The sequence below is a fragment of the Aeromicrobium sp. PFPM2_SD2 genome, from assembly GCF_057364525.1.
Window position 1 is genome coordinate 1 of record NZ_JBNFNZ010000343.1, and the last position, 2728, is coordinate 2728.

General features: G+C 74.9%; 2 protein-coding genes. Both read right to left on the reverse strand.

Going from position 1 to position 2728, the window contains the following annotated elements; all coding sequences use genetic code 11:
- A partial coding sequence (locus AC2W7G_RS13270) for a dynamin family protein (protein WP_485868854.1) occupies nt 1–1249 on the reverse strand: 1249 nt, incomplete at its 3' end.
- A gap of 96 nt (nt 1250–1345) precedes the next feature.
- Complete coding sequence (locus AC2W7G_RS13275) at nt 1346–2542, reverse strand: PrsW family intramembrane metalloprotease (protein ID WP_485868855.1); 1197 nt, start codon at nt 2540–2542, stop codon at nt 1346–1348.
- Between the last annotated feature and the right edge of the window lie 186 nt (nt 2543–2728).

Sequence of the window (2728 nt, forward strand, 5' to 3'; positions counted from 1 at the left end):
CGCGACGACGCGCGGCCGGCCGCTCGGCGTCCCAGGGCGGGCGGCCGTGGTGGCGGGCGGCGGACTCGACCGCGCCGGTGAGGACGACGGTGAGCGCCGAGACGACCGCCTCGGTCACCTCGGTGGCCCGGGTGCGACGGCCGGTGACGCCCTCGATGAAGCGGTCGCGGATGCGGCCGACCCGGTGCTCGACCGAGGCCAGCACCTCGCCGCTGCCGACGTAGTCGTCCCACCTCGCACCGAGCGGGCCGACGAGCAGCGAGCCGTCGCCCACGGCGTCGGCCACCTTGCGGACGGCGTCGGCGTAGGCCTGCTCGCCGGCGCTGGTCAGGCGACGACCCACGGCCACCTGGGCGTCGAGGCCGTCGACGAGGTCGAAGCCGCGGAAGACGTTGAGCCGGACGGCGCCGTCGAGCGTCCGGCTGACCACCTCGGCGCGGGCGGCCGGGTCGTCGGCCAGGTCGCGGAGCCAGCCCATGATGCCGGTGACGGAGCGGCGCGGCAGCAGGCCGTCGGCGTCCAGCGGCGACTCGCTGACGGTGAACAGCGGCGAGTCGCTGAGGCCGCGCGAGGTCATCATGCGGGCCAGGTGGCCGCGGACCTCGTTGATCGAGTCCGGGTGCGTGCGGTCGAGCACGACCGCCACGGCGGCGCTGCGCTCGGCGGCGGCGCGCAGGTAGTCCCACGGCACCTGGTCGGCGTAGCGCGCGGCGGACGTGACGAACAGCCACAGGTCGGCGGCGGCCAGCAGCTGCGAGGCCAGCTCGCGGTTGCCCGCGTCGATGGAGTCGACGTCGGGCGCGTCGAGGATGGCCAGGCCGCGCGGCATCTTCTCGGAGGCGACCAGGCGCAGCGCGTAGGTGGCGTTGCCGACCTCGCTCGTGCGGGGCAGCTCGGGCAGCACCCGGTCGGGGGCGAACCACTTCGCCTCGTCGGGGTGGTGCACCAGGACGGGAGAGCGCGTCGTGGGACGCAGCACGCCGGACTCGGTGACGCGCTCACCGACCAGCGAGCTGACCAGGGTCGACTTGCCGGCACCGGTGGACCCGCCGACGACGACCAGCAGCGGCGCGTCCAGCTGGACCAGCCGCGGCAGGATGTAGTCGGAGAGCTGCTCGAGCAGGGCGGTGCGCTTGGCACGGACCTCGTCGGCGCCCTCGACCTCGAACGGGAACGTGGCCGCGCCGGCGTCGCCGTGCAGGCGGCTCAGCGCACCCAGGAGCTCGGGCGAGGCGTGATCGCTCGGCACGTTCACCTCTTTCGACACCGGACCTGGACTTTGCTGCCCAACCCTAGTGGACGGCGTGCGCCGACGCCGCGCCGCCCGGCGGGCGTCGGGCCCCCGTCAGGACAGGTGGCGCGGCGCCCGCAGCGGCGGGGGCAGCCGCACCCAGGGACGCACGGCGTGCATGGCGTCCAGCAGGCCGTACGTGCGCTCGACGCCGTGCGGCTTGTGCCGGCCCCGCATGACCGCGTCGTGCAGGAACGCCATCTCGGTCGCGAGCTCCTGGTAGCGCCGCACCGCCTTGGCCGTCGCGTCGCCGTAGTGGGCGGCCGCGTACGTGCGCGCGGCCTTGCGGTACGTGAAGCGCGACAGGTACGGCACCTCGTCGGGGTGGATCCAGCCGCGCCGCGCGACCTGGGCCAGCGAGCGCTCGAGCGTGCGCACCTGGGCGTACCGGGCGACGACCGCCAGCACCCCCACCGCGATCAGCAGGACGCCCAGCAGCACGTAGGTCAGGACGAACAGCTCCGGACGTCCGCTGGACGCGCTGCCGTTCCACAGCCCGTGCAGCAGCATCGCGACGGCGAGTCCGGCCACGACGAGCCCGACCTTGGCCACCTTGCTGCGCCGGCCGACGGCCAGGCCGAGCGCGACGCCCACGGCGGAGGTGAACAGCGGGTGGGCGAACGGGCTCACGACGCCGCGCACGAAGAACGTCGCGGCGGCCCCGCTGGCCCCGGTCGGGCCGAGCGAGTCGGCCTCGCCGAGGTAGGAGATGGCGTAGTAGCCGATGTTCTCCATGAACGCGAAGCCGATGCCGACGATGCCGGCCACGACCAGGCCGTCGACGAAGCCGTCGATGATGCGGCGCCAGCGCAGGAAGGTCAGCAGCAGGAACAGCGCCTTGGCCGGCTCCTCGGTGGCCGGGGCCACGTACGTCGCCAGCTGCTCGGTGCTCAGGTCGAACCACGCCTCGACGAGCAGCTGCAGGCCGAGGGCGACGACGACCGAGACGACGCCGCCCCAGACGAAGGCGGCCAGCTTGTAGCGCAGCGGCTCGGGCTCGTAGCGGTCCAGCCACCAGAACGTCCACCACAGCAGCGGCAGCGGGATGAGCGCGTACAGCAGCGCGAGGCCGGCCCCCTCGACGTCACCGGCGCTCGCGGCGAAGAAGAGCCCGCCCGCGACGCCCACGAGACCAGCGACGGCGACCAGCACGACGAGCGTCGTGCGTCCGCGCTGGGTGACGGTCGAGCCGCGCGGCAGCCGGCGCGGCGGAGGGCCGAGGACGGCAGCGGCGGGGACGGTCGCGGTCACGGCGTCGAGCGTAGTGGCGCTCCCCTCCCCCGGCTCGTCGTCGATCACGGGGCCGGACGACGCTCCCGCGGCCCGGAGCCGTGCCGCGGGAGCGTTGGAGGGTCAGCGGACGAGCGCGAGCGCGTCCAGCCGGACGGCCCGGCCCTGGCTGCGGACCACGACCTTCAGCGGGCCGCGGAACGTGGC